This is a genomic window from Glutamicibacter sp. (assembly GCF_035257265.1).
Taxonomy (GTDB): Bacteria; Actinomycetota; Actinomycetes; order Actinomycetales; family Micrococcaceae; genus Glutamicibacter.
Window position 1 is genome coordinate 163,825 of record NZ_DATEXC010000012.1, and the last position, 19,280, is coordinate 183,104.

At 55.6% G+C, this 19,280-nt stretch carries 16 protein-coding genes, 2 tRNA genes and 1 rRNA gene; 8 read left to right on the forward strand and 11 right to left on the reverse strand.

Annotated features, from left to right (window positions below; genetic code table 11):
• Positions 1 to 85 precede the first annotated feature (85 nt).
• Both VJ369_RS01570 and VJ369_RS01575 read left to right on the forward strand, forming a co-directional pair.
• On the forward strand, positions 86 to 376 hold the full coding sequence (locus VJ369_RS01570; RefSeq protein WP_096256074.1) for a WXG100 family type VII secretion target: 291 nt from the start codon (positions 86 to 88) through the stop codon (positions 374 to 376).
• 33 nt (positions 377 to 409) lie between these two features.
• Positions 410 to 1,300: a DUF4031 domain-containing protein gene (locus VJ369_RS01575; RefSeq protein WP_324090402.1), complete on the forward strand. Its 891-nt coding sequence runs from the start codon at positions 410 to 412 to the stop codon at positions 1,298 to 1,300.
• Positions 1,301 to 1,413: 113 nt separating this feature from the next.
• Here VJ369_RS01575 and groL read toward each other — a convergent pair whose 3' ends face one another.
• The 3 genes from groL to VJ369_RS01590 form a co-directional block, all read right to left on the reverse strand.
• A complete protein-coding gene (gene groL, locus VJ369_RS01580; RefSeq protein ID WP_324090403.1) occupies positions 1,414 to 3,051 on the reverse strand; it encodes a chaperonin GroEL in 1,638 nt (545 codons plus the stop codon).
• A 289-nt stretch (positions 3,052 to 3,340) separates the two neighbouring features.
• Entirely contained in the window at positions 3,341 to 3,943 is a 603-nt protein-coding gene (locus VJ369_RS01585) for a LytR C-terminal domain-containing protein (protein WP_324090404.1), read from the reverse strand.
• Between the two features lie 45 nt (positions 3,944 to 3,988).
• Positions 3,989 to 4,279, reverse strand: coding sequence for a DUF3263 domain-containing protein (locus VJ369_RS01590; RefSeq protein WP_096256066.1), 291 nt, complete (start codon positions 4,277 to 4,279; stop codon positions 3,989 to 3,991).
• 154 nt (positions 4,280 to 4,433) lie between these two features.
• On the opposite strand from VJ369_RS01590, the gene VJ369_RS01595 reads away from it, so the two are divergent.
• Positions 4,434 to 5,207, forward strand: coding sequence for a uracil-DNA glycosylase (locus VJ369_RS01595; RefSeq protein WP_324090405.1), 774 nt, complete (start codon positions 4,434 to 4,436; stop codon positions 5,205 to 5,207).
• Here the strand turns inward: VJ369_RS01595 and VJ369_RS01600 are convergent.
• Positions 5,204 to 6,874: a threonine/serine exporter family protein gene (locus VJ369_RS01600; RefSeq protein WP_324090406.1), complete on the reverse strand. Its 1,671-nt coding sequence runs from the start codon at positions 6,872 to 6,874 to the stop codon at positions 5,204 to 5,206. The genes VJ369_RS01595 and VJ369_RS01600 overlap by 4 nt on opposite strands.
• Before the next feature lie 199 nt (positions 6,875 to 7,073).
• Here VJ369_RS01600 and VJ369_RS01605 point away from each other — a divergent pair, with 199 nt between their 5' ends.
• Positions 7,074 to 8,129 carry an Atu2307/SP_0267 family LLM class monooxygenase gene (locus tag VJ369_RS01605; RefSeq protein WP_324090407.1) on the forward strand — a complete coding sequence of 352 codons (1,056 nt, stop codon included), beginning with the start codon at positions 7,074 to 7,076 and terminating at the stop codon, positions 8,127 to 8,129.
• Positions 8,130 to 8,202: 73 nt separating this feature from the next.
• On the opposite strand, the gene VJ369_RS01610 is transcribed toward VJ369_RS01605, so the two are convergent.
• Positions 8,203 to 8,279, reverse strand: a tRNA-Val gene (locus tag VJ369_RS01610).
• Between the two features lie 405 nt (positions 8,280 to 8,684).
• Between VJ369_RS01610 and VJ369_RS01615 the strand changes: the two genes are divergently transcribed.
• Positions 8,685 to 9,257: a GNAT family N-acetyltransferase gene (locus tag VJ369_RS01615; protein WP_324090408.1), complete on the forward strand. Its 573-nt coding sequence runs from the start codon at positions 8,685 to 8,687 to the stop codon at positions 9,255 to 9,257.
• Here VJ369_RS01615 and VJ369_RS01620 read toward each other — a convergent pair.
• The 5 genes from VJ369_RS01620 to VJ369_RS01640 form a co-directional block, all read right to left on the reverse strand.
• Positions 9,254 to 10,180 carry a hypothetical protein gene (locus tag VJ369_RS01620; RefSeq protein ID WP_324090409.1) on the reverse strand — a complete coding sequence of 309 codons (927 nt, stop codon included), beginning with the start codon at positions 10,178 to 10,180 and terminating at the stop codon, positions 9,254 to 9,256. The genes VJ369_RS01615 and VJ369_RS01620 overlap by 4 nt on opposite strands.
• A gap of 2 nt (positions 10,181 to 10,182) precedes the next feature.
• The gene (locus tag VJ369_RS01625; protein WP_324090410.1) at positions 10,183 to 11,811 is read right to left on the reverse strand and encodes an HsdM family class I SAM-dependent methyltransferase; all 1,629 of its coding nucleotides are present in this window, start codon (positions 11,809 to 11,811) and stop codon (positions 10,183 to 10,185) included.
• A gap of 178 nt (positions 11,812 to 11,989) precedes the next feature.
• On the reverse strand, positions 11,990 to 12,922 hold the full coding sequence (locus tag VJ369_RS01630; RefSeq protein WP_324090411.1) for a DUF808 domain-containing protein: 933 nt from the start codon (positions 12,920 to 12,922) through the stop codon (positions 11,990 to 11,992).
• 220 nt (positions 12,923 to 13,142) lie between these two features.
• Positions 13,143 to 13,216, reverse strand: a tRNA-Thr gene (locus tag VJ369_RS01635).
• Between the two features lie 161 nt (positions 13,217 to 13,377).
• Positions 13,378 to 14,244: a DsbA family protein gene (locus VJ369_RS01640; RefSeq protein WP_324090412.1), complete on the reverse strand. Its 867-nt coding sequence runs from the start codon at positions 14,242 to 14,244 to the stop codon at positions 13,378 to 13,380.
• Between the two features lie 397 nt (positions 14,245 to 14,641).
• On the opposite strand from VJ369_RS01640, the gene VJ369_RS01645 reads away from it, so the two are divergent.
• The 3 genes from VJ369_RS01645 to VJ369_RS01655 all read left to right on the forward strand — a co-directional run bounded on the left by VJ369_RS01645 (position 14,642) and on the right by VJ369_RS01655 (position 18,053).
• On the forward strand, positions 14,642 to 16,111 hold the full coding sequence (locus VJ369_RS01645) for a trehalose-6-phosphate synthase (RefSeq protein WP_324090413.1): 1,470 nt from the start codon (positions 14,642 to 14,644) through the stop codon (positions 16,109 to 16,111).
• A gap of 29 nt (positions 16,112 to 16,140) precedes the next feature.
• Positions 16,141 to 16,923: a trehalose-phosphatase gene (gene otsB, locus VJ369_RS01650; RefSeq protein WP_324090414.1), complete on the forward strand. Its 783-nt coding sequence runs from the start codon at positions 16,141 to 16,143 to the stop codon at positions 16,921 to 16,923.
• A 65-nt stretch (positions 16,924 to 16,988) separates the two neighbouring features.
• Positions 16,989 to 18,053: a sn-glycerol-3-phosphate ABC transporter ATP-binding protein UgpC gene (locus VJ369_RS01655; RefSeq protein ID WP_324090415.1), complete on the forward strand. Its 1,065-nt coding sequence runs from the start codon at positions 16,989 to 16,991 to the stop codon at positions 18,051 to 18,053.
• A 132-nt stretch (positions 18,054 to 18,185) separates the two neighbouring features.
• Here VJ369_RS01655 and rrf read toward each other — a convergent pair.
• A 5S ribosomal RNA gene (rrf, locus tag VJ369_RS01660) occupies positions 18,186 to 18,302 on the reverse strand.
• Positions 18,303 to 19,280: the final 978 nt, after the last annotated feature.

A 19,280-nucleotide genomic window follows, 5' to 3' on the forward strand; every position in this document is an offset into this window, starting at 1 on the left:
CAAAGGGCTCAGAAAGCTAGGCTACTGCCCCTGCCGGATTTATGGTGATCTCATCAATCCGATCTCTCCGAAGGCAGGATCTCCCATGAGCACCTTTTCAACCAACACCGGCGAAATGCAGGTCAAGTCCCAGGCTGTTATGAACACCATCGACCGGCTGCGGTCCGAGGTTTCCACGATGCAGATGAACTTGGACCAATTGCAGAGCACCTGGCAGGGTTCCGCCGCCACTTCATTCCAATCCATCGTTGCCGAGTGGCGCAGCACCCATGTGCGCATCGAGGAAGCGCTGAGTAGCATCGCCACGGCCCTGAACCACGCCTCCATGCAGTACGAAGAAGTCGAACAGGTAAATACCTCGCTGTTCCGCTACTGATTGGTGTAGGCGGGCGCTCGGTACGCTTAGTCCATGAGCTTATTGATCGACCCGCCGCGCTGGCCCGCGCACGGCACCGTATTTTCCCATTTGGTCTCGGACTCGTCCCTGGACGAGCTGCATCAATTCGCCCTCGCACTGGGCATTAGCCGTAGAGCCTTCGATAGGGATCATTACGATGTGCCCCGCGAACGCTATGCCGAGATTGTCGCCGCGGGTGCGCGCGAGGTCAGCGGTGGAGAACTTGCTCGGGCGCTCGTGCGTTCGGGACTGCGGATTGCCGCACGTTTGCGCCCCGAACGGCTGGACCCCGCCTTGCGCAAACGCTGGGAACGCACTTTTTCCGGGCAATCCGAACTTGCGACGGTTCTTTTATCCAAATGGAGTCAAGAACACCGCTATTATCACGATCGTGTGCATCTGCTCGCCGTACTTGAAGCACTAGATTTGTTGTGTGGCGCGCAGGTCTCTGAGCAGGATCGGCAAATCCTTGAATTGGCGGCCTGGTTTCACGACGCCGTTTATGAAGGTCAAAGCACCGACGAACAGGAGTCGGCTCAGCTCGCGGGGCATTGCCTGCATGGTCTCCTACCAGAGCACACGGTAACTTCGATCCAGCGGCTTATTATGCTGACCAGCACCCATCAGCCACAGGCTGAGGACCTGCTTGGCGCGTTACTGTGCGACGCTGATTTAGAAGTTCTGGCTCGCCCGGCCGGCGCCTACCAGCGTTATACGCAGGCCGTTCGTGCCGAGTACGCTCAGGTGTCCGAGGCAGACTTCGCCCGTGGTCGGTCCAAGATACTTCGCGAGTTACTCGACAAGGACCAGCTGTTCGGCACTGCGCAGGGCCGGCAACGTTGGGAGAGTGCCGCTCGCAGCAATTTGGCCACTGAACTGGAACAGCTCTTAACACAGTTCTAATGATGCGCCGCCCAACGGGACGGGGTTAACGGCCCGAGGGCCTGCTTCATAATGAAGCAGGCCCTCGGGTTTGCTAGCACCGCTTGAGCGGTCGCTGAGCGAGGTACGGGGGCTTAGAAGCCGCCCATTCCGCCCATGCCACCCATGTCGTCGCCACCTGGCATTGCAGCGCCAGCAGGAGCTGGCTTATCTGCAACGACTGCCTCGGTGGTCAAGAACAGGCCAGCGATCGATGCAGCGTTCTGCAGAGCCGAACGGGTCACCTTCACTGGGTCGTTCACGCCTGCTTCAAGCAAGTCGACGTACTGGCCGGTTGCGGCGTTCAGGCCATGGCCTGCTGGCAAGCCCTTGACCTTGTCGGCGACAACGCCTGGCTCCATGCCAGCGTTCAGTGCGATCTGCTTCAGTGGGGCTTCGATGCCAACGCGAACAATGTTCGCACCGGTAGCTTCGTCGCCGTCCAGCTCAAGCTTTGCAAACGCCAGGGCGCCAGCCTGGATCAGAGCCACGCCGCCGCCGGCGACGATGCCTTCTTCAACTGCTGCCTTGGCGTTACGCACTGCATCTTCGATGCGGTGCTTACGCTCCTTGAGCTCCACCTCGGTTGCGGCGCCGGCCTTGAGCACAGCGACACCACCGGAAAGCTTTGCGTGGCGTTCCTGAAGCTTCTCGCGGTCGTAGTCCGAGTCGGTGTTCTTGATCTCGGCTGCGATCTGAGCCTTGCGGCCTTCGATGGCGTCGGCGTCGCCGCCGCCTTCAACGATGGTGGTCTCGTCCTTGGTGATAACGACCTTGCGGGCGGTACCCAGAACTTCGAGGCCAACGGTATCTAGCGACAGACCGATTTCCTCGGAAACAACCTGACCACCGGTGAGCAGTGCGATGTCGGTCAGCATAGCCTTGCGACGGTCGCCGAAGCCCGGAGCCTTGACGGCAACGGACTTGAACAGACCACGGATCTTGTTCAAGATCAGGGTAGCTAGTGCTTCGCCTTCAACGTCTTCGGCGATGATCAGCAGCGACTTGTTCGACTGCATGACCTTCTCCAGCAAGGAAACCATATCCTTGACCGAGGAGATCTTCGAGTTGACGATCAGGATGTAAGGATCTTCCAGCACGGTCTCCTGACGCTCAGCGTCGGTGACGAAGTATGCGGAGATGTAGCCCTTGTCGAAGCGCATTCCCTCGGCCAGCTCCAGCTCAAGGCCGAAGGTGTTGGACTCTTCAACGGTGATAACGCCCTGCTCGCCAACCTTGTCCAGTGCTTCGGCGATCAATGCGCCGATTTCTGGATCGCCAGCGGAGATCGAAGCGGTAGCAGCGATCTGCTCCTTGGATTCGATCTTCTTAGCAGCTGCAAGCAGCTCAGCGGTGACGGCTTCTACGGCCTTGTCGATACCGCGACGCAATGCGATTGGGTCGGCGCCGGCAGCAACGTTGCGCAGGCCTTCCTTGACCAGAGCCTGAGCGAGCACGGTTGCGGTGGTGGTACCGTCACCGGCGACGTCGTCAGTCTTCTTGGCTACTTCTTTGACGAGCTCGGCGCCGATCTTCTCGTATGGATCTTCGAGCTCGATTTCCTTGGCGATGGACACACCGTCGTTGGTGATAGTAGGTGCGCCCCACTTCTTCTCCAGAACAACGTTGCGACCGCGTGGGCCTAGGGTTACCTTTACGGCGTCCGCCAGAATGTTCAGGCCGCGCTCAAGTCCGCGGCGTGCTTCCTCGTCAAATGCAATCATCTTGGCCATAGTGGCTTTCGGTCCTTTCGGGACGATTTTGCGAAAATGCAACCGACAGACAGCGCCCGCGACGGACGAGCACACCGGTATCGGCATCGGGCCGACAACCGAGATGAGCTCTCGCTATCTGAGGTGTTCTTCACGCTCCGTGCGTTAACAAACCGCGGGGGTCGAAAGGGTTCGATTTTAAAACGAACAGCCGATCGGCATTAGCAGTCGTAACGCATGAGTGCTAATACAAATATTGGCACTCTCGCATGGCGAGTGCAAGCTGATCGGCTGTGAGCGAAGTGAAATATTACTTGGAGTTCAACGTATCGTCGGCGCCAAGGACCACTGTGACACGGTTAGGAATGTTCTGAGTCTGCAAAACCTCGTCGATACCCAGGACCTCGGCGGCTTTTTCTGCGGTGGTCCGGTAGGCCTCGGACATGTAATAGACGGTCGAGGTTTCCGCATCTCGGGTCCAATTATCCGTGACGATGTTCGTAAAATCGGCCTCGGTCAATAATTCTTCACCTGCACCGGCCGTGCCCGCAATATTAGCCCCGTTGTACACGCCAATGAGCTGACCGTACAACACGTCGGCGTCATCAATGGTGCTTGAGGGGGTAGCGCTTTCGGAAGCTTCAGCGCTAGGACTCTGCGAAGTTTCGTTTCCTGTCTCTTCGGTATTCTGTGTCGGTTCGGAACCGCTGAGACGATCGGCGACGCTCGGACCGTAGAAGAAGCCCACACCACCGATGAGCAACACCGCTATTGCGGACAGGACTACCCAACGAAGCTTGCTGTCCTTGCCCTTGGAAGCGGCAGACTGCGCCCAGCCGTGGGCATGATGCGACCCCACACGGGTACTAAACTCCGGAACGCGATCGAATTCGTCACGTGGGTAGTTGGTCATTCTTGTCCTTGCTCGAGGTCTGGCTGGCCGAGGCCGGCTAAGAACTTAACGTTCTCCGCCGACGGTACCGCTCACACGACGCTTGGTAGACCGAAGTCTACGCAACCGCTTTACCAGCATTGGGTCGTAGGCCATCGCCGCGTCCGTGTCGATCAGCTGATTGAGCAACTGATAGTAGTTCGTCGGCGAAATTGAGAACTGCTTAGTGATGGCCTGTTCCTTGGCTCCGGCATATTTCCACCACAGTTTTTCCATGTTCAAGATTTGCTGTGAACGCTCATCAAGCTCTGAATCGGGATTCATTACAAAATCCACCAAAACCTCATTGCCTGCCATGCGTCTCACCTCTTCCTTGAACACCGATTAGCCGGGTCTCTTTATGCTTTCATATCCACACATGGTGGACACACCACCGATATTCTAACCAATCAATGAACTCGATGCCGTGTAACGCGGCACAACCGCGCCGAAAACGGGCAGAATAGTTGTTATGGACAACCAACAGCCAGCGCTCTTTCCGGCTCCCGCCCCACACCCTCTGCCGGCATACTCAGCCACTGACTTCCCGTTCTACTTTGGCGCAAAATCACTAGCCAGCAACGGGTTTATCGCAGAGGACTGGGTGCCGGCAGTAGAGCCACTTGATGGCGTGTTACAGGACATTGCCCGACAATTAGCGCTGCGTTCGCAGGCTGGCGAGCAGATCTTGCCGGCCCCAGAGGTGATGTTGCGCGCACTGTTGCTTCCACTAGCCAAAACCAAAGTTCTGATTATCGGCCAAGACCCATATCCAACCCCGGGACACGCAAATGGGTTGGCCTTCGCCGCAGCGAAAAATGTTCGACCGCTGCCTCGCAGCTTACGAAATATCTACAAGGAGCTCTGCGCAGACCTTGCTGTTCCCGAAGCCCCGCATCCGGACCTCAGCCCCTGGCACGAACAAGGAGTTTTGTTACTCAATCAGGTCTTCTCGGTGACCGCGGGGCAGGCGGGAAGCCATCAAAAGCTGGGCTGGGCACCGCTTGTTGAGGCGATAATTGGTGCCCTCAATTCTCGTAAAAATCCGGTAGTCGCCGTACTGTGGGGTGCCCACGCGCAAAAGCTGAGTCCTTTAATGAGCAATATGGCGCAGGTGCACAGCGTCCACCCTTCTCCGTTGTCGGCCAGCCGGGGCTTCTTTGGCTCAAGACCCTTCTCACAAATTAATAGGCACCTCACCGATTCTGGTCAAGCGCCTATCAATTGGAAGTTACCTACGAACTAGCGGCGGCGGATCCAGCGACGTTCACGTCGCGCATTTGAGGTCAAAGGCCGACAGAGCGTATCGCCGAAGACCACACCGCCGGCGATGGACAGCATGATGGCAAATGCATTGAACATCTCCACCAAGCTGGAGAACATATCTTCCACATCAAAAACGATGCCGTACATTGCACGGAAGATCATCAGCCCGGGGAGCATAAACATGACAGCCGGCGCTGCAATCACTAGCTGCGGTGAGCGTAACTTATCCGCCAAGAAACGCGCTGCGAAACCGATAATTGTCGCTACTACGGCCGGAGTAGCCCGAGAGCCCAATCCGATTTGTTCGGCCAACAATAAGACCAGGTAGCCGCCCACGGCTATCAACGCGGTAGGAATCAGCAGCCGCTTCGCGGTCTGCTCGGTCACTGCACCGGCCAGGATAGCCACTGCTACCAAGCTAACAAGCATCCATGTTGGATAGTTGATTGCAACGATCCGGTGGACGTCCACCTTGTCGCCGCCGAAGACCGAAGAGACGACCAAGGCTGATGAAATCCCCGAGAGAATCGCCGTATAGGTCAGACCGGCGGAAAACAGGCGCCCCACGGCAGTCACGGGGAACCCATTGATCGCATCTTGCAGCGCCGAGACAAATCTGCCCGAAGGCAAGAGCAACAAGATCCCACCGGAAACGACCAATGCGGGGTCCAGCGGGGCGTGTACCCGATGGCTCAACAACGCAATCACGGTCACGGTAAAGGTTGCAGTGGCGACGGAGAAGAACTCCGGCACGCGCCAGCGTGAGCCATAACGCCCGATCTGCGAGATCAGCCATGATGAGGCCATCGCGACCAATGCACCAAGCCACGAACCGCCAATGAAGAGCACAAAGGCTGCCGCGAAGATCGACTGCCCCGAAGCCACAACCCAGCGTGGGAAAGGTTTCGGTTTCCGCGTAATTTCTTTCAGCTGTTTGGCCGAAGAAGTCCGCGACACACCGCCGGCAATAATATCCGAGACCAACTCGTGAACCATTACCAGACCTGCATAGTTGGTGGTGTAGGAACGCACCACGCGCAAAATCGAATAGCTTTCAGCGTCGGGTGGGCTGTAGTTCAGATGCAACGACTGGTTAGTGATATCAACATCAAGATGGCTGAGCCCCAAAGCGGCGGTCACCGCGATAATGCTGGTTTCGACTTCCAGGGCGCCAGCACCATAGCGGATCAGTGTCTCACCGAGGTCCAGGGCAAATTCCATGGTCCGCCGGGCCGACGCATCTTGATCGACGTTCACCTTTGGATTGGCGTACGGGGTTCCGCGTAACCGGTCAACCACTTTTAGAGCTTCGGTTGGTGGCGTGTCTGAAATCCACATTTTTGCCAACAGTCGACGGGCTACCGGGTTGGCGCGCGTTGGCATTAAGGTGATGCCGTCGTCCGAGGTATGAACCTGACCGGTGCGTGACTCGATGTCGGTAGCGTCAGCTGCCGCGACGCTTGCACTTACTGCAGTATTTAACGGCAGTTCTGAAGCCATCGTCGTTTCAACGGACACCGGTTCTGGTAGGTGTCCCATGTTGATTTCGCTCGTCAAAATACGAGGAAGTGACCCGGCCAATGGCGATGGATCTTCTCCCGCATCTTTCGACTCCACGGACTTCTCGCCATGGTCTTGCTGCGCCACGAATCACTCCCCCTGAGGCTCTTTTTTACTCGTCTTCATCACGATACAACGATGGCCTGTCAACCGGCAGAGAGGAACCCCCATCCGCCGAGTATCCCTGAACACATCTGTCATTTTTTGATCTCGGAAATAAAAGTCGACTCCAGCGGGTTACTTAATTAGATGCAATTGCATGAATTTTTTGGAGAAGAGGAAAATCGTGACTTCTGTCGTACCGACGCCGGCAACGCCCGAGATTGGCGTAGAAACCTTCGGCGATATCACCGAGGATTTAAAGGGCAATTCGCTGTCCCCTGCACAGGTAATCCGCAACGTCATAATCGAAGGTCAGCGGGCCGAGCAGGTTGGGCTGGATTTCTTTGGCATCGGCGAACACCACCGCGATGACTATGCAGTGTCGGCTCCGGAAATTGTTCTCGCCGCACTGGCCCAGGCCACCGAAAAAATCCGTTTGGGAACCGCGGTGACCGTCCTGTCGAGTGACGACCCGGTGCGAGTCTACGAACGATTTGCAACCTTGGATGCCATTTCCCAGGGCCGTACCGAAATCATCGCAGGTCGAGGATCTTTCATCGAGTCGTTCCCACTTTTCGGGCTCAACCTCGATGACTACGAATCGCTCTTCGAGGAAAAACTTGAACTCTTAGCAAAGGTCCGCACCGGCCTACCAGTGACATGGGCCGGTGAGCATCGCGCAGCCCTTGACGATCAACAGCTCTACCCCTTGCTAGAAAAAGATCCAATCAGCACCTGGGTTGGTGTTGGCGGTAGCCCACAGTCAGTGATTCGAGCCGCCCGCCATGGGCTGCCCTTGTTCATGGCGATCATTGGCGGGCAGCCGGCTGCCTTTGAACAACTTGTACAGCTCTATCACCGTGCATTGAAGCAGTTCGGACAGCCAACACAGCGGGTAGGCGCGCACTTCCACGGGCTTGTCGCCCCGACCGACAAAGAAGCCTTGGAATTGTTGTGGCCGCACTATCAGCGGACCATGAATCGTTTGGGTGCAGAACGAGGATGGCCACCTGCGAGCAAGATGCGCTTGGAGGCCTCCATGGGACTTGATGGATCCATGATGGCAGGTAGCCCACAGACTGTGGCCACCAAAATGGCCAAGGTCGCCAAGAGCCTGGGACTCAGCCGGGTGGACATCAAATATTCGGCCGGTTCGTTGCCGCACGAGACGATGCTGGAGAGCATCGAACTTCTTGGCAGGGAAGTCAAACCGCTCGTACACGAGATGCTCGCCAAGTAAACCGAACAAAAGGGCCCGCACAAAAAGTAGAACGAGGAAGCCACCGCAGTGATGCGGTGGCTTCCTCGTTTTGTGGTGGATCTTACTGGACTCGAACCAGCGACCTTTCGCGTGTGAGGCGAACGCTCTAACCAACTGAGCTAAAGATCCATCTGCGCGCTGACCTGCCGGTCAAGCACCTAAATGATCTTAGCGGTCTTTGCCCTACGCACAAAATCGATTTCTCCAGTGCAACTGCCGGGGCTACCGTGGTGCCACCAATTTTTCTATCACTGCGACATTAGTCAACGAGAAAAGAGCCAATGACAAGCACAAAAATATGGAGTCATTTCGTTTATCTAGATTTAACTTTTTGGCCCCTTTTTCAGCTTGCCAAACAGGCTCGCTAAACCGCATAATTTTTCTAGCTCATCGAGCTCAAGCTGGGCCCTACAAGGAAGCTACCGGAACCCACCGGTACCGGTCCCCTGAAGGCCAACGAAATCCGCCGACTGGCATACCGCCACAAAGCAAAAGCCAAATCTTTCGTTCGTCTTAGCCTTAGGACCGATCCCAGTGCACTCTTTTCTGCGCTTTGCCCTCTCCACTTCCGTACCGTTTGGTGCTGCTCGTTCCGAACTGGAAAGCCTGTACCCAGTGATTGATGACCGCTGGAATCAGAAAATTGACCGTGCCCGCTATATTGTCTCGGTCTACGATTCTCACCTGCTCATAGCTGCAGGAATCGTGCACGATTCGGTGATTGCTCCGACGAGCGTCATGGGCGCGCTCGAGCTCGGCTGCATGAGCGTACGTCCGGAGTACCGACGCCGAGGAATCCGTCAGCAGATCACCGAGCTACGCCTGGATTTTGTGCTCAAAAGCGGATGCACACCCATCACCGTCATTGACTCAGCCAATCCGGGATCTTGGGCTGCCTACGAACGGTCAGAGGTATGGGAGCGCGAACGTAGCTTTGAACATCAGGGACAGAGCAAATATATTTACCGTGCCGTTCCAGCTTTGGCGGAACGCACCGCTTCTACGCCCGATTTCGAGCTTCCGTTGGCGGCTGCTCAAAGGAATTCCACTCCGCTTCCCGCAGTGCTGGACTTCGATGAGCGATGTGAAGCCAACCAGATGAGCTAAAAGAGCGCTTCTTGCAACTCATCTACTGGGTCATGCCCTGGAAGCGGTGCAACTTCTCCAGCCCGGCGAGCGCGCGCTGCTTCATGCAGGTCAATGGGCGTGACCTTCAGGACCGAATCGACCATTGCATTCATGAACTGAGCGGTTCCAATATCATCCGGGACGGGGCTGTGTACAACTTTAACTTCGGGCTTCTCGGCTTGGTCATCCCAGTCCACCAATAAGAGTCCCGTGGCGCTGTATCCAAATCCGTCACCGAAGTCGCGTAGTTTCCGGATCATATCAACGGTACGCCGGAATGCTGCCGGCTCGGATTCAAGGATTGTCGCGCGCTGGACAAAATAGAATCCGACGGCAGCCAGAGGGTAACGGGCACGGAGGTTTGCCGCATCCCCATAGGCTTCTTCGTATCGATTGGAGAGGTTCTTTCCAAATGAGGAAGTCATGGCCTTAGTGCTCAATAGCAGTTCGGGTCCGGTGGACCAGTGGGTCATCACTACGTCGGTTTGTTTCATATAGGCGCGGCCTAGGATTCTTGCGTCGGTACTCCCTGCTTTACCTGCCAAGATCGCGTCGTGTAGCTCCTCAGAGAGCCGTTCGGGTAATTTGCGTAGCAGTTCAAGAATGTCTGAGGACAGCACCCGTGGCGCTTCGGCGCGTGGCCAGACTAAATCTGCATCAAACCCAGCCCTGCGCAGTTCATGCGCCAACCATGCGTCCACACCCTGCGCGAAGCGTCCGGAGCGCGTCGCTGCCTTGGAACGCACTGGAATGCTCAATAACCGCTCTAAGGTCTCAAAGGACGGGTTGAACTCCTGGGTGACAGCCCCGTCTCGGATCCAGGGAGAATCTTTCGGTGCAGATAGCAAAGTCGCATCATATTCTGCAAAGGCTAAGGTTTTTTCGACTGCGCCAGTTCCCACGCTTAGTTCTCCACTGCCTTCGCTCGTGACTTCCGTCGTTCTAACATGTCTTGGCGGGCTCCGTGCAATGCACTGAGTGCCGCATCATCTAAGCCCAGCATTTGACCCAGCACAATATCGTCAACTAACGCAGTGGCTTCCTGTTTTTTACCGTGCTCCAGATAGACACGAACTTCGTCTTTGATGCTTAACAGCTGTTGCTCGTATTGGGCTACAAGATGTGCCGCGGGCACCGGGAGCTTATCGGCTTCGCTGGGTTCCAGCTTCAAAATTCCCCCACCGTAGGAGCGTCCCACCATCTCGGCACCGAGCATCGTTAAGGTATTGAGTGAGGCTAAGGGCAGTAAGTCACGCCCCAACTCGCGTACTTCTGCACCCAGGTACACACCATGGATTGAGTTAATGTGGTGCACCCCCGCATGGTTAGTTGTCAGGCGTGGAGTGTCGGCATTCATATAGGTCATGAACAAGTCCGGGACAGACAGCAACGGGACTCTCCACCACGGGGTGCGCATCCGGCATTTGTAGGCTTGATCCACCAGATCTAGCTCGCCACTGTTAATCAGTTCTTCCCCGGCGGCGGAGGCCTCGGCCAAGGGACGGAACATCAAGGTCGACATGCCGTGCTCACCCAGGTGTTGCCATTGGTCCGCGTTCAGCTCCAAACCACGAAGGTGCCGTGATCCTGGTGGAGAAATCTTCACGAGTTCAGCCTCGGTCAGTCCTAGCTCTTCGGCCCGTGCGGGACTGAGCGTAAACCACTTGTTATTGCCGGTAACGGCGCCCAATGAGGTTTCACCCCAGCCTTGGAGATTGCTAAACGCTGCGCTGGACAAGGCATGGTTCAAGATCCCTTGCGCTTCTAGGGTCACCAGTGAGCCGGTCCACCGGTCGCTAGGTGTTGTTGGTGTGTGTTTACTGCCCTCGGTCAGTTGGGTCAGATCATCTGCGTTACGGAATTGGTGCAAACTAAAGGAAGCGCTAGAGCCACTGCGATATCCCTGGGCTAGTAACAGCACCACTTCTTCTTGCGCATCAGCAAAAAGCCGCTGTTCAAAGACGACCAAGTGAACATTTGCGAATCGTTCGAGCAACATCGCTCGAACCGGTCCCGCATAGTTGACGAACATCAGTTCAGCCGGAAGAACTAAGGCGAGACGTCCACCAGTATTCAGAAAACTCGTAGCATGAACTACAAAGGCAGCCCAGACGGAGGCAAGCTCGTTGAGCTCCACTCCGCTCCTCCGGGCGGCTTCACGCGAAAGCTCTCGCTGGGCCCCGCGGTGCAATTGGTAACGCACGTAGGGTGGGTTGCCAATGACGGCATCCATATCTGCGCTGCCAGGGACATCAAAAAAGTTTGCGTGCCGAATCTTAGCTGGGGCGCCTTGCGCATGCAGGAGTGCCCGTGCAGCGAGTACGGAAGCTTCGTGAAGTTCCACTCCGCAGAGCTCTACGTCCCCTCGCCCGTCATTGGTTACTTGATGTGCCGTGGTTAGAAATTGTGCTTCTCCGCAAGAGGGTTCAAGCACACGTCGCCCCCGCCCACCGAGCGCCCATTGGGCCATAAAGCGAGCCACAGGTTCTGGGGTGAAATACGCGCCACGCTCATGCCTTGCGGTATCTTTCACGCTACTATTTTTACTCTTCAACACACATCGATCTTTCCATGGCCGGCAGACGTTTTAGCCAGACAGCAACGGGGGTCATCCACCGGGCTAAGCTCCAACGGTTTTCGCGGGCTCGCAGATTCACGGCGGGAAGGTTTCTCTTACCTTCTATTCTACTGGCCCGGGGTACAAAGACCGCTTAGTGCTTGGCGCGCAGCTTGTTGATGCCCACAACCACCATTGCTATCACGCAGCCAATCAAGAATCCGGCGACACAGGAGAACGCGGTATTTGTCAGCCACCCCAAGACGGCACCTGCCGAGCCTGTCGCGTCATGAACCAAAAGTTCCACGTGGTGCACAAAACCATAAGGGGCATGCCACCCAAGTTCGTCCATACCCACAAGGATGAGGTGTCCACCGACCCACAACATGGCCACAACACCGACCTTGCTCAAGATCGACATCACGATCGGCATACCCTTAACTAAGCCACGGCCTATCTTCTGCGAAAGCGTCGATGCTTTCTGAGCCATGTGTAGCCCAATATCGTCCATCTTAACTATCAGTCCCACCGCACCATAAACGACTACCGTCATGAGAACCGCAATGACAAGTAAAATCAATGCACGATTCAGGAATGGTTCATGAGCCACCTCGTTGAGCGAGATGACCATGATCTCCGCGGAGAGCACTAGGTCGGTGCGGACGGCAGAGCCGATAATTGCCTTCTCATCCCGCACGCCCTCCTTGCCACCTGGGCCGTGATGCTTGATCACTCCCATGGCTTCGAGTAGCTTCTCGGCACCCTCAAAAACCAGATACGCTCCGCCGAGCATCAAGATGGGAGTCAGCGCCCACGGCGCAAACTGAGAAAGAATCAAGGCGGCCGGCAAGATGATCAGCAGCTTATTCCGGATGGAACCTACCGCGATCTTCCAGATAATTGGAAGCTCCCGTTTAGGCGATAAGCCCTTGACATACTGGGGTGTGACTGCAGCGTCGTCAATGACCACGCCTAGGGACTTAGTACTTGCCTTAGCAGCTCCCAAGGCGATGTCATCTAATGATGCCGCGGTGACCTTTACTAGGGCTGCGACATCATCGAGTAGGGCTACGAGTCCACCGGCCATGTCAGGCTCCTTGAATTGTTATGTTGTCTTTTGTCTGCCGTGCTCCCGCTAAGAAAACAACAGCAAAACTCACCTGAAGTGTAGCTCCCCGAACGACAAAAAACCTGATTAACCCAGACCTTCGCAGAATGCCCAGCGCACAGGCACCACGTGTCGAACGGATAATGTGAAAAAAAGACCCTCGTCATCGTTCATTCCAAACGTTGACGAGGGTCATTCGAGCCCCCTATCGGATTCGAACCGATGACCTACGCTTTACAAGAGCGTTGCTCTGGCCAGCTGAGCTAAGGAGGCGTACTAAATAAGAATATCCGAAGACTAGGCTCTACTGCGAATCGAGCGGCCGAGGCTGTTAACGCAAGCAAGGCAGCGCCTCACGAATGAGACACCGCCTTGCGTTAGCGCAGGAAGTCGTTTAGCGAATTAGCTACTTACTGCCCACTATGTGCGCCTGTTTAGGCATTAGCTTTGATAGCGGATTCGACTGCCTCAGCGAAGTCCGTCGAAGCAAGATCAACGCTCTTACCCTGGACGAAGATGCTCGGGGTGCCAGCTACGCCTTCGTTCTGCGCGGTCACCGTGGTCTTTTCAACGAAGGGACGGAAAGTCCCCTTGTCGATGCAGCTCTTCACCGAATCGGAAGCGCCGGCAGCAACTGCCATGTCAGAAAGCTCAGCGTTCTTCATCTCACCCTGGTCGTAGTGCCCCCACAGTGCGGTAGCAAAGTCTAGGTAAGCCGCTGGGCTCTGGTCGGCAACACAAGCCAAGGCGTTAGCACCGCGCGAAGAGAAGTTCGATGGTGAGCCACCATCAAGGAATCCGACGTTGCGGTATTCCAAGGTGATCTTGCCATCGGTTAGCCACTGCTTAAGTTGTGGCCCATAAGTACTTTCAAATTCTGCACAGTGAACGCAGTTCGCATCGACGTATAAGGTTACGTTTACTGGTTCGCCCTTGGCTCCCACGGTCAGCTCGCTAGGTTCCGGGGTCGAAGGCCGATCATCTTTAAGAGCAAGATTGGTGTTGTCGATTTTTATCCCGGAGGTATCTGCCACCGTGGTAGGCGAGGTCAGCAAGATGCCGCCGGCAGCGTTACCACCCTGAGGAGCCGAACCGGTCTCGGAAATCTTCGCGTTGTTATTTTGCACGATAAGCACAACGACGAGCGCCACGACCACCACGACCGCTGCGAGCACACCGAGCTTAACCATCAATGATTTTCGCTTCTGAGCGGCAGCCTGAGTTGCCTGCATCTGCGCAGCCTTTTCGCGGGCGCTAGCGCTGCGCTCCGCTTTAGACGGACGCGAGTTGTTTGTCGACATAAGTTTGCTTGTTCCTTGGCTCAACGGAAATACTCTAATCTGCCTTCAAGCTTAGCCAATGCAATGGCTCAAATACCCCGTAACCCGCACTTTTTCCAACCTTCACAGGATGCGCATAACATTCACCAACACAGCGCAAAGCCCCTAACCGAAGTTATTTGAGACTTCAACCAAGTCATCATGCAATAGTTCATTATTCGTCTTGACCATGGGTCAAAAGAGCAATAGGAAGTCTTGTCACGTACATTGAGTGGTAGAACACGGTTTCACCCGGATTTCGGACTTGATCCGAAAACTGGGGCAAAAGCGATGTCGGTCTACTTAGACCAGCATTTGCTGACAACCGGCAAACTGCGGTGCTTCCATTCGCAGTAGTTACGTGGCCAGGAGGTTTACGGTGGGCAATGAACTAACAGTCGCTAGCGAGAATAATTCCTACGATTTTGTGGTGGTAGCTAACCGGCTACCGGTCGACAGGATTACGCTGCCTGATGGGACTCAAGGTTTTCAGCGTGCACCAGGTGGCTTAGTAACTGCATTGGAACCCGTGATGGCCGCGTCCGAAGGTGCTTGGGTTGGATGGCATGGCGGTATTGATGAAGAACTCGCCGAATTCGACAAGGACGACATTCATCTCGTCCCGGTTCCGCTCAGCGAACAAGACCTCAATCTCTACTACGAGGGGTTCTCAAACTCCACCCTTTGGCCGCTCTATCACGATGTCATCGTGCCACCGGAATACCACCGCACTTGGTGGGACCGGTATAAGAAGATCAACCAACGTTTTGCCGACGCAGTGGCTCGCACAGCCGCACAACACGCCACCGTGTGGGTCCACGATTATCAGCTGCAGCTAGTGCCACAGATGCTACGGCTTGCCCGGCCAGATTTGAAGATTGGATTCTTTCTTCACATTCCATTCCCGGCCGCCAGTTTGTTCTCTCAGCTGCCATGGCGCACACAGATACTCGAAGGACTCGCAGGAGCCGATTTGGTGGGCTTCCAGCGTGAAACCGACGCCTCGAACTTCCTGCGCTGCCTACGCCGCTTCACCGATTACTCCACCAAGGGCCATGAAGCCACGCCTTCGGCCACACATGGAATTCAGAATTTGTGTCGGGCCGAAGCCCATCCAATTTCAATCGATACTCAAGAGATTGCGAAGCTTTCACGCGATCCACAGATCATTGCCCGAGCAGCCCAGATCCGCTTGGAACTGGGCAACCCAAATACCATCATGCTCGGCGTAGACCGACTCGATTACACCAAAGGTATTCGGCACCGGCTCAAGGCCTACGGAGAGCTGCTCAACGATCAGTCGCTGCGCGCCGGAGATGTCTGCCTGATTCAGGTCGCTAGCCCGAGCCGTGAAAATGTCGGCTCGTATATGGAACTGCGTGACCAGGTAGAACTAATGGTCGGGCAGATCACCGGGCAGCACGACACCTTGAGCCACACAACACTTCGCTATCTGCACCATTCCTACCCGCTACGCGAAATGATCGCATTGTACCTTGCCGCTGACGTACTGCTGGTCACGGCGCTACGCGATGGCATGAACCTTGTCGCGAAGGAATATGTGGCCTCGCATCAAGACGGACGAGGGGTCTTGGTGCTCTCGGAATATACCGGCGCAGCGGATCAGCTGACTCAGGCAGTACTAGTGAACCCGCATGATATCGATGGGATGAAAGCGAAGATCATCGAGGCGGTCCACATGGATCAAAATGAACAAGCCCGACGTATGCGGCGAATGAATCGTCACCTGTTAGAAAACGACGTCACCAGTTGGTCCGCGCACTTCCTAGCAGAGCTGGCGGAAATCAATTCACGGGCAAACCAGATTAGCCCCAGCCCTACCCACTAATTACCACGCCTAGCCTGAACGGAAAGATCGTGCCAAAACTTGCCCCGGAGCTCTATTCTGCGCTGTCTACTTTCGCCGGACATCGCAGAATTTTAGTCGCCCTCGATTTTGACGGAACACTTTCGCCACTCGTGGACCGGCCAGAAGATGCCAGGCCGACCCCGCAGGCAGCTCAGGTCTTTGAGGAACTCTCACAGCAATATGGTGTGCGGACAGCCGTGGTCTCGGGTCGAAACCTAGATTCGCTGACCGAAGTTTATCCGGCTCCCCGCCCCGAGAACCTCATTGGTTCCCATGGCGCGGAGCGGCGAGTACCCTCGGTGCCCAGCGACTCCCCGGAACAGCCAGATCTGTCCGCATCGCAACGCGCTAATCTCAAGGAATTGACCGCCAAGCTCAGCGAAGTGGCGCAGCGACATGAAGGGGTCAGCTTAGAATATAAGCCTTCGGCTACCGTCCTTCATGTGCGTCAGGCACCCAGTATCGCGGTGGCCGATGCAGCTATCATCGAGGGACAACAAGCCCTTGCACACCTGGACGAACTACGTCTCATGGCAGGCAAATCGGTATTAGAGGCTTCGGTCCATTCTGGTAACAAGGGACAGGCCTTGCAGTGGCTCCGTGAGGTCCTTGACGTAGATGCATTGCTTTTCATTGGCGACGATGTCACCGACGAAGATGGCTTTCGAATATTGAACCGCGAGGATCTCGGAATCAAGGTAGGCGAGGGTCCAACTCTGGCCACGCATCGAATCGCAACCCCAGAAATGTTGCCAGAACTTTTGGAATTGCTGCTCTCCATGCGAAACTAGAGTGTCCCATATCACTTTCACTATGGATCGTCGGGCACGTACCTGCCCGTGAAAGGATTGTCATCATGGCAACTGTGACCTTTGAAAAGGCCACCCGAATTTACCCGGGCGCACTTGTGCCCTCCGTCGATGCAATTGATTTGCAGATCGAAGACGGTGAATTCCTGGTATTAGTTGGCCCCTCGGGCTGTGGAAAATCAACCACCTTGCGAATGCTTGCTGGACTTGAGGAAGTTAACTCAGGACGCATTCTCATTGGCGAAAAGGACGTAACCAACGTTCCGCCTAAGGACCGCGATATTGCGATGGTCTTCCAGAACTATGCGCTCTACCCGCATATGACCGTCGCCGAGAATATGGGCTTTGCGCTCAAGATTGCAGGCATAGACAAGGAAGAGCGCAATAAGCGTGTCCTTGAAGCTGCAAAGCTACTGGATCTTGAACAGTATTTGAATCGTAAACCCAAAGCTCTCTCCGGTGGCCAGCGCCAGCGCGTGGCCATGGGCCGCGCGATTGTTCGCTCCCCCCAGGTATTCCTTATGGATGAACCGCTGTCCAACCTCGACGCCAAGCTCCGTGTACAGACCCGCACGCAGATCGCTTCGCTGACCCGTCGCTTGGGGGTCACCACTGTGTATGTCACTCACGACCAGGTTGAAGCCCTCACCATGGGCGATCGGGTTGCGGTTCTGAAAGACGGCGAAATTCAGCAAGTGGGAACGCCACGCGAGCTTTACGATCGCCCACAAAATGTTTTTGTCGCCGGATTCATCGGCTCACCGGCAATGAACCTGGTGGAGCTTGAAGCTGCCAACGGCCAGGTACTCTTTGGCGACTCATCATTGCCGGTAGTAGGTGCTCAGGGCGCAACGACCTTAGGCATTCGTCCCGAAGATCTAACTCTTGGCTCTTCCACGGAAGGCGTGGAACTAATAGTGGATGTGGTTGAGGAGCTCGGTGCCGACGCATACGTTTACGGTACGGCGCAGTTGGCCGGCAAAGACCAGACCATCGTGGTTCGCGTCAACGGCCGCACACCACCGGCCCGTGGACAGAAACTGAACATCGTACCCAAAGTCGAACATGTGCATCTCTTTGATACCGAGTCAGGATTGCGTCTAGCAGACTGATCAACGTCAAAATAGCAAGCCCCGATCCAAAATACCTAAGGTGATTGGATTGAGGCTTGGCTGTTGATGTCCGCAGAATCTAAGTTAAACATCGAAGGCCCCGAGAAAATCTCGGGGCCTTCGGCAAAAGATGCCCGGCGATGACCTACTCTCCCACACCCTCCCGAGTGCAGTACCATCGGCGCAGTGGGTCTTAGCTTCCGGGTTCGGTATGGGACCGGGCGTTTCCCCCACGCTATGATCGCCGTAACTCTAACCCTCACGGTTGAACCGTGGGAAAAATACAGTGTCATCCGCAGTTGCGATAACTCAATAACTATAACAGGATTCATGGTGTTCGCGCCAATCGATTAGCGCCAACGAACAGTGTCCTTCGCCATACTTATTTGGCCTTCATAACCGGCAATAATTGCCATGCTAGCTTCAGTTGATATTCGCTGAAAATGTAACCGCTAATGCGACTTGTGAACCAACTGCCAGCTAATCATTGGTCGCCGGCCGTAGGATCGGAAGGCGACCCAACAGCCCTCGGTGAAGGCATGCTCATCAGATGTCATTCCGTTCCGGTAACGGGCTCTAACAGCCCCGTGAGCATGTCCAAACGTGAACGCCTGCGCCTCCCGGCGCTCCCCTGCAGGAAGAAAGCGCTGGCAGGCCTTACTGCCGTGCCATCTGTTTGAGAACCAGCAACTAATCAGGCGAGTTGCTATGCCTGGAACTGCGAACTGAGTATGTGTCCGTGCGGTGACAATTGGCCTCTGAAGGTGCGCGGGCCATCTCGGCACAGCCATTTGGAGATCTAGCGGCCAAAGCTTCAAGGCGTCGGCTACATCGGCCTCGCGGAATAGCTATTATCTGTTTCTACGCTGGTGCTGGCGACTACATAGCCGATTCACTTTCCAAAGCTAGCTAACGCTTCATTCGCTTTGTGATGCGGTACAGAGGGTTCTGAATGTACTACCTAGTCTTTTACCCTCATCCGCCTGGAATTAATAGCGCAGGAATCTGGCCGAGCAGCGTTCCCGTGGATCAGTGTCGTTAAACAGGAAAAGGGTCCCACCCTTCCAGGCAGAACCCCACACACCAACCACCCAGCCGGCAACCCCACCAACTAACCAAGCCGGCAGCTAGCCAGCCAAGCAGCCGGCAACCCCACCACCAAACGGAGGGTTAAACAGGTGAGGCCCCGAACACCACAGTGTCCAGGGCCTCAAACCAACCACAACA

What these genes read in the sequence shown, in the direction of transcription:
- VJ369_RS01585 (WP_324090404.1), bottom strand. Translation starts at nt 3,943, where the DNA reads ATGACCAACTACCCACGTGACGAATTCGATCGCGTTCCGGAGTTTAGT.
- VJ369_RS01595 (WP_324090405.1), top strand. Translation starts at nt 4,434, where the DNA reads ATGGACAACCAACAGCCAGCGCTCTTTCCGGCTCCCGCCCCACACCCT.
- VJ369_RS01640 (WP_324090412.1), bottom strand. Translation starts at nt 14,244, where the DNA reads ATGTCGACAAACAACTCGCGTCCGTCTAAAGCGGAGCGCAGCGCTAGC.
- VJ369_RS01655 (WP_324090415.1), top strand. Translation starts at nt 16,989, where the DNA reads ATGGCAACTGTGACCTTTGAAAAGGCCACCCGAATTTACCCGGGCGCA.
- VJ369_RS01630 (WP_324090411.1), bottom strand. Translation starts at nt 12,922, where the DNA reads ATGGCCGGTGGACTCGTAGCCCTACTCGATGATGTCGCAGCCCTAGTA.
- VJ369_RS01570 (WP_096256074.1), top strand. Translation starts at nt 86, where the DNA reads ATGAGCACCTTTTCAACCAACACCGGCGAAATGCAGGTCAAGTCCCAG.
- VJ369_RS01590 (WP_096256066.1), bottom strand. Translation starts at nt 4,279, where the DNA reads ATGGCAGGCAATGAGGTTTTGGTGGATTTTGTAATGAATCCCGATTCA.
- VJ369_RS01575 (WP_324090402.1), top strand. Translation starts at nt 410, where the DNA reads ATGAGCTTATTGATCGACCCGCCGCGCTGGCCCGCGCACGGCACCGTA.
- groL (WP_324090403.1), bottom strand. Translation starts at nt 3,051, where the DNA reads ATGGCCAAGATGATTGCATTTGACGAGGAAGCACGCCGCGGACTTGAG.